The organism is Mogibacterium pumilum (assembly GCF_002243385.1).
GTDB lineage: Bacteria > Bacillota > Clostridia > Peptostreptococcales > Anaerovoracaceae > Mogibacterium > Mogibacterium pumilum.
This window is the reverse complement of the sequence record NZ_CP016199.1, coordinates 1,503,673-1,510,558: the sequence shown is the minus strand read 5'-3', so window position 1 is coordinate 1,510,558 and position 6,886 is coordinate 1,503,673. Positions and strand designations below refer to the sequence as shown.

Sequence of the window (6,886 nt, the reverse complement as noted above, 5' to 3'; positions counted from 1 at the left end):
CCTGCTCAATCCAACGATACTTGGCAAAAAGACAAAGAGCCGACCGGGATTGGTCGACCCTTTGGCGTATTATCTGAATTAACGCTTGATTCTATGTTGATGTAGCGCCGTATACGAGACCCGTACGTACGGTGCAACGGGAGGGTTGAGGGCTAACGCCCTCGCTCTACCCTATTACTTGTACTATTCCGACTCTCTGCAGTGTACATCAGTAGAAGTAGGAATTATTTCGTCAGTCTCTTCTCGAAGTTACCATATATCTGAGCGCCTTCGTTAACTACTACAAATGCATCAGGGTCTGCTTTTTTAACAGCCATCAGAAGCTTGTTTACCTCATATTTAGCGATGATAGTAACGATGACATTGGAATCTTCCTTAGTGTAAGCACCAGTTCCTGTCCAGTTAGTAACACCTCTTTTGAGTTCCTTCATGATGATATCTTCCACACCAGGCTTCTTAGTGAAAATCATCGCCTGCATATTGATGTTCTGAATATGAACTCTGTCGAGTGACATCGCGAGTATTGTCGTGTATATCAAGGAATAAGCAACGATTTCTATATTAAATAGGAATAGGCAGATGATATAAATTCCGATATTAATCATGATACTTATCTTACCAACGCTATAATTTGGGTTCAGTACCGATACGATAACGCCGATGATATCCTGACCGCCCTGAGAGCTTCCAGCACGGAGAACCATTCCTGCACCAGTACCAGCAACTACACCACCGATTAGGCAAGCTGTTAGGTAGTCATTGAAAATCGGAGTTTTAGGGACTGGGATTACACCGAGAGCAACTGAACATAGCGTAATCGAAATTACAGATGTGATACAGAACTCTTTATTAACAACCTTATATGAAATAATCAACAGAGGCAGGTTGAGCAGGAAGTAAAGTATACCAACGATATCCACACCTGGGATTTCAGGCACATGTAGCACGTTTACGAATAGCAGCCTAAGTAGTTGCGCCATTCCTGTAAAACCGCCGTTATAGAGATTCATCGGAGTGATAATAACATTTACTCCGAATGCGAATATTGCATTTCCTGCTAGCATCCAGCCCAGATAGTGGACGAGGTACTGCTTACGTGGTGATAGATTGTTATATAGGTTCAAAATGGACCTCCTGCAAATAGCAATTTATTACAATGCAAGTTTATGTATGATGTTGCATTGACAATTATAATACTATTTATATGTATGCGAATTCAACCGCCGATTGCGTGCAATCAATTGCAGGAAATGCAAAAAATATGTGATATAATCGATTCATATGTAATACAAAAGATATGCGCAGGTGGTTTCTGTCTGCGTTTTACATTGGGGTTTATTAAGATTACTTGATGAAAGGAAGAGAAAAATGGGAGAGCAAAGGGATAAAGTTATGTCATCGAGCTATCTGATTCGCAGGTTCGCTCCTTACTTTAAACCATACAAGGGGATAATGATTTTCGACTTAATCTGCGCTTCATTTACCACGGTAAGTGACATAGTTTTGCCTCTATTAATCAGATATATTAGCAATGTTGTAGCTACTGATATTGCTGCGTTTACAGTTGATTTGATAGTTAAGATTGTGGGCATATATCTCTGTCTCAGAGCGGTTGACGTAGTGGCCAATTACTACATGCAAAATACTGGACACGTGATGGGTGCGAAGATAGAAACCGACATGAGGCGAGACCTATATGAGAAGTGTCAGAATCTGTCATATTCCTATTATAGTGAGAATAAAACGGGACAGCTCATCTCTAGAATAACGAGTGATTTATTCGATGTGACGGAGTTTGCACATCACTGTCCAGAAGAATATTGGATTGCTTCAATCAAGATTGTACTAGGTTTTATACTTCTTGTGCGAATAGATGTGCTGCTTACAGTGCTAATGTTTGCAATAATTCCGCTTATGATCGCTGCAACTTATACATTCCGCAAAAGGATGCGCCGAGCTTTCAAGATGCAGAGAAGCGGCCTTGGCGAAATTAACTCTCACGTGGAGGATAGCTTGCTTGGTATAAAGGTATCGAAGTCCTTTGCAAATGAAGAGTTTGAACAGGAACGTTTCGAGGTAGATAACTCGAAATTCCTTGGGATAAAGGCTATAGGATATAAGGCAATGGCTGGATTTAGAGGCATTACTCGTACGTTTGACGGTATCATGTACATCGTCGTGATTCTCGTCGGCTCATTTGAACTCAAGAAAGGTAGGATTACTACTGGTGACTTTGTTGCATTCATGATGTATATCGGTGTATTGCTTGAGGCTGTAAGAAGAATCGTAGAATTCACGGAACAGTTTCAGCGTGGAATGACGGGAATTGAACGCTTTATTGAGGTAATGGATGAGCCGGTTGAGATTGATGATGCGCCAGATGCGGTAGAGCTTAATGGAATTACTGGTGCTATTGATTTTAAAGATGTGACATTTAGATATAATGACAGCGAAGAAATTCTTAATAAAATCAATCTAAGTATTAAACCAGGTGAGAACATCGCACTAGTAGGACCGTCAGGAGCAGGTAAGACGACTTTCTGCAACTTAATTCCTAGGTTCTATGATGTTACGGATGGATGCATTGAAGTAGATGGTCATGACATTAGGAAGTTAACTTGTAAGTCGCTTAGATCCCAGATTGGAATGGTGCAGCAGGATGTGTACCTGTTCTCGGATACTATTGCTGGCAATATCGCATACGGAAAACCAGGGGCAAGTATGAAAGAGATAGAGCAGGCGGCAAAGCTTGCTGGTGCAGATGGATTCATCAGAGAGATGACTGACGGATATAATACCAGTGTCGGTGAACGCGGCATGAAGCTATCGGGCGGACAGAAACAGCGTATAAGTATTGCAAGGGTATTTCTAAAGAACCCGCCTATCTTGATTCTCGATGAGGCGACATCCGCGCTAGATAATGAGAGCGAGAAGCTTGTTCAACAGTCGCTCGCTGACTTGTCGAAGGGCAGAACGACAATAACGATTGCGCATAGACTCACCACAATCAAAAGTGCTGACCGCATCCTGGTGCTCAGTCAGGATGGTATAGCAGAAGAGGGAACTCACGATGAGCTCATGGAGCGTGATGGAATCTATGCAAATATGTACCGCATGTACCAGTTATAAACGGACGTTGAGACATAAACGCTAAATAGTAAAATATAATGAGCAAAATTGCCAGTTGAATTAGCCAAACAAGTTGGAAATTCAGCAAAAATATTTTGCTCTTTTTTTAAAACACTAAATTCCTATATGAATAATAGGAAAAAGCTTGATTGGTTGTATGCAATGTGTTATTCTTCATTTGTAAGATATAAATACGCAAGATATCAAAGAGAGGAAGAGCCATGATTGTTTCAACAAAAGGGCGATATGCTCTGATGGTCATGATTGATCTTGCTAACCACGATGACGGGGGATACATCTCTCTAGCAGATATTTCTGAGAGGCAGAAGCTATCTATGAAGTATCTGGAGAATGTTGTGTCGATGCTCAACAAGGGCGGTTTACTCAAGAGTTTGCGAGGTAAGAACGGAGGCTACAGGCTGATTAAATCTCCTGAAGAGTATAATATCGGAGAGATTCTTCGTATCACGGAAGGAAGCCTTGCCCCGGTTGACTGCATCAAATCTGGTGAGGTTAGCTGTGGCAGAGCACATTCATGCGTTACACTTCCATTGTGGATTGGCCTAGACAAGGTTATCGATGAGTATTTGGATAACATCACACTCCATGATCTCATGAGCGGTAACGTCGATAAGCTGATACAGAATCAGGACGTATCGAATTAATTGTTTTAAGTTACATTCAAAGTTAATTCCTATTGACCTAGTAGGGATTTAAGGAATATAATAACGAATGCACAAAGATGACTTTTTTATTGGTAGGGAGGTATACATGAGAGTATATGCAGATAATGCGGCAACAACTTATCTAAGCGATGTCGCACTCAACACGTTGCTAGATTGCCTTAAGAACTATAACGGCAACCCTAACAGTCTTCATACAGATGGACAGATTACTCAAGAGAAGCTTGATGAGTCCAGAGCTAAGGTAGCTAAGGCGCTCAACGCTGCTAATCCTAACGAGATTTATTTCACTTCAGGCGGTAGCGAGGCTGATAATCAGGCGCTGATCTCAGCAGCAAGAGGTCTTGTTAAAAAGGGCAAGAAGCACCTGATTTCGCTCAACATTGAGCACCATGCAATTCTTCATACACTTAGAAAGTTAGAGAAGGAGGGCTTCGAGGTTACATTGCTCAAACCACAGCCTAATGGAATAGTAGATGTTAAGGATGTAGAAGATGCAATCAGAGAGGATACAGCTCTAGTATCAATCATGTTTGCTAACAACGAGATGGGAGCTATTCAGCCGATTGCTGAAATTGGAAAGCTGTGTCACGAAAAGGGAGTTCTTTTCCACACAGATGCAGTTCAGGCTGCTGCGCATCTACCGATAGATGTTCAGGCGATGAACATAGATATGCTTTCTCTATCCGCTCATAAATTCCATGGACCTAAGGGAGTTGGAGTTCTATATGCTAGAAATGGCATCAGACTCATCAACGTAATCGAAGGTGGCGCCCAGGAGAGAGGCAAGAGAGCTGGTACAGTCAATGTTCCAGGAATTGCAGCACTTGCAGCAGCTCTTGAAGATGGAATTGAGCATATGGAAGAGAATAATGCTAAGACTATTGCCCTTAGGGATAGGCTTATCAAGGGTTTGTCCGATATACCTTATTCGAAACTCAACGGAGATCCGGTAAAGAGACTTCCTGGTAATGTCAATTACTCGTTCGAAGGAGTTGAGGGAGAGTCGCTACTGCTCGCTCTAGATATGTACGGCATTGAATGCTCGTCCGGATCAGCTTGTACTAGCGAATCACTTGACCCAAGCCACGTTCTAATTGGAATGGGCGTTGCGATTGAGGCAGCTCATGGATCACTTAGATTCAGCCTCAACGAGGAGAATACTGAAGAGCAGGTTGATTACATCATCGAGAAGGTTCACGATGTTGTTGAACATTATAGAAAACTATCACCATTCTGGGATGAACTAGAGAAGGGGGAAAGAGAACATGTTATATAGCGAAAAAGTAATGGACCATTTTGAGCATCCAAGAAACGTAGGCGAAATCGAAAATGCTGATGGTGTTGGCGAAGTTGGTAACCCAACATGTGGAGACATCATGAGAATGTATCTCAAGATTGAGAATGATATCATCACAGATGTTAAGTTTAAGACATTCGGATGTGGATCAGCAATCGCGTCGAGCTCGATGGCAACTGAGCTTATCAAGGGTAAGAGCATCAAAGAAGCTCTTGAACTAACTAACAAGGCTGTAGTGGAAGCGCTTGATGGACTTCCAGCAAGAAAGATTCACTGCTCAGTTCTGGCTGAGGATGCTATTAAGGCTGCTCTCGTAGACTACTACGAGAAGAACGGCCTAGAGCTTCCTGATGAAATCAAGGATTTTGAGCCACACGAAGAGCACTAATATTCAATTAGAAGAATTAATGCCATATACAACAAAAATTTGCTGCGGATTTTAACATTCTTCTCACATAGCATGAGCCAAAAATGTTATACTTCTATAAGATATGTAATGAAAAGTTATTAAGAGGTTAATATAATTGGAGGGACTATGACTACTGCAATTAAAGGCGGAAAGATTTACAAATCTGGAGAATTTACACCTAACGAATTGTTTGTAGTTGATGCTCATGAGAAGGCCGGCCTAGAATCCGAAACCGGTAGTGATTTTGATTTTGAAAGAGTTATCAATGCTGATAACTCTTTTATTTTGCCATCATTCTGTGATATACATGTTCATTTTCGCGAACCAGGTCAGTCTTACAAAGAGACCATCAGCACAGGAAGCAAGGCGGCAGCACACGGCGGATACACTACAGTGTGCACAATGCCTAACCTAAATCCAGCACCATCTACGTTCGATGCGCTAAGCGTGCAGCTAGATTTAATTAAGAAAAATGCTTACATAGAGGTTATTCCATATGGAACCATCACTTTAGCGCAGAATGGAAGAGGAGAGCTCGCTGATATGGATGCTCTTGCACCATACGTGTGTGCGTTTTCAGATGATGGCCGCGGTGTACAGGCAGATGGACTGATGCGTGAAGCTATGTATCACGCTAATGATTTAGGTAAACTCATCGTAGCTCACTGCGAAGATGAATCGCTGCTTAGAGAAGGCAAAGTCAGAGAGAGTGAATGGAAACAGATTGAGAGAGACCTTAAGCTCGCAGATGAGACTGGTGCTGGATATCATGTATGCCATATTTCATGCAAAGAGAGTGTCGAAGTTATAAGGGATGCCAAGAAGAGTGGCGTTAACGTGACTTGTGAGACAGCTCCTCACTACCTCGTGTTCGATACTGATGATATAAATACATTTACAGGCAGATGGCCGGAACTTGGTGGCAGGTTCAAAATGAATCCACCGATTAAGGATAGAGCCGATAAGGAAGCTTTGATAGAGGGTCTGCTTGATGGGACTGTCGATATGATAGCGACTGACCATGCGCCACACAGCACAGATGAGAAGAGCCGAGGCTTTGTTAAGAGTCCAAACGGAATCACAGGATTAGAGTGCGCTTTTCCTGCACTTTATACATATCTGGTTAAACCGGGAGTTATCTCACTTGAGCACCTCGTGCATATTATGTCTATAGCGCCAAGAGAGAGATTCGGCTTCGAACAGAACGGCTGGACAATGATTGATTTAGATAGCACATTTAGACTAGACGCAACAAGCTTCCTGTCCTTAGGAAAGTGCACGCCTTTTGACGGACACATGCTCAATGGTCTAGTTAAGATGACAGTAATGAATGGGAAAATAGTTTACGAGAATTTGGAGAAATAA

6 protein-coding genes are annotated in these 6,886 nt (G+C 42.1%); 5 read left to right on the top strand and 1 reads right to left on the bottom strand.

Annotated elements, in window-relative coordinates; genetic code table 11:
* Positions 1–224 precede the first annotated feature (224 nt).
* Complete coding sequence (locus AXF17_RS07275) at positions 225–1,124, bottom strand: YitT family protein (RefSeq protein ID WP_237049033.1); 900 nt, start codon at positions 1,122–1,124, stop codon at positions 225–227.
* Positions 1,125–1,368: 244 nt separating this feature from the next.
* Between AXF17_RS07275 and AXF17_RS07270 the strand changes: the two genes are divergently transcribed.
* The 5 genes from AXF17_RS07270 to AXF17_RS07250 all read left to right on the top strand — a co-directional run bounded on the left by AXF17_RS07270 (position 1,369) and on the right by AXF17_RS07250 (position 6,886).
* The gene (locus AXF17_RS07270; protein ID WP_237049032.1) at positions 1,369–3,129 is read left to right on the top strand and encodes an ABC transporter ATP-binding protein; all 1,761 of its coding nucleotides are present in this window, start codon (positions 1,369–1,371) and stop codon (positions 3,127–3,129) included.
* A 221-nt stretch (positions 3,130–3,350) separates the two neighbouring features.
* Positions 3,351–3,794, top strand: a complete 444-nt coding sequence (locus AXF17_RS07265; RefSeq protein WP_094234442.1) for an RrF2 family transcriptional regulator — start codon at positions 3,351–3,353, stop codon at positions 3,792–3,794.
* A 106-nt stretch (positions 3,795–3,900) separates the two neighbouring features.
* On the top strand, positions 3,901–5,091 hold the full coding sequence (locus tag AXF17_RS07260; protein WP_094234441.1) for a cysteine desulfurase family protein: 1,191 nt from the start codon (positions 3,901–3,903) through the stop codon (positions 5,089–5,091).
* Positions 5,081–5,500: a Fe-S cluster assembly scaffold protein NifU gene (nifU, locus tag AXF17_RS07255; protein WP_094234440.1), complete on the top strand. Its 420-nt coding sequence runs from the start codon at positions 5,081–5,083 to the stop codon at positions 5,498–5,500. The genes AXF17_RS07260 and nifU overlap by 11 nt, the downstream gene beginning before the upstream one ends.
* Positions 5,501–5,647: 147 nt before the next feature.
* Positions 5,648–6,886 (top strand): dihydroorotase, encoded by a 1,239-nt coding sequence (locus tag AXF17_RS07250; protein WP_094234439.1) that lies wholly within the window; start codon positions 5,648–5,650, stop codon positions 6,884–6,886.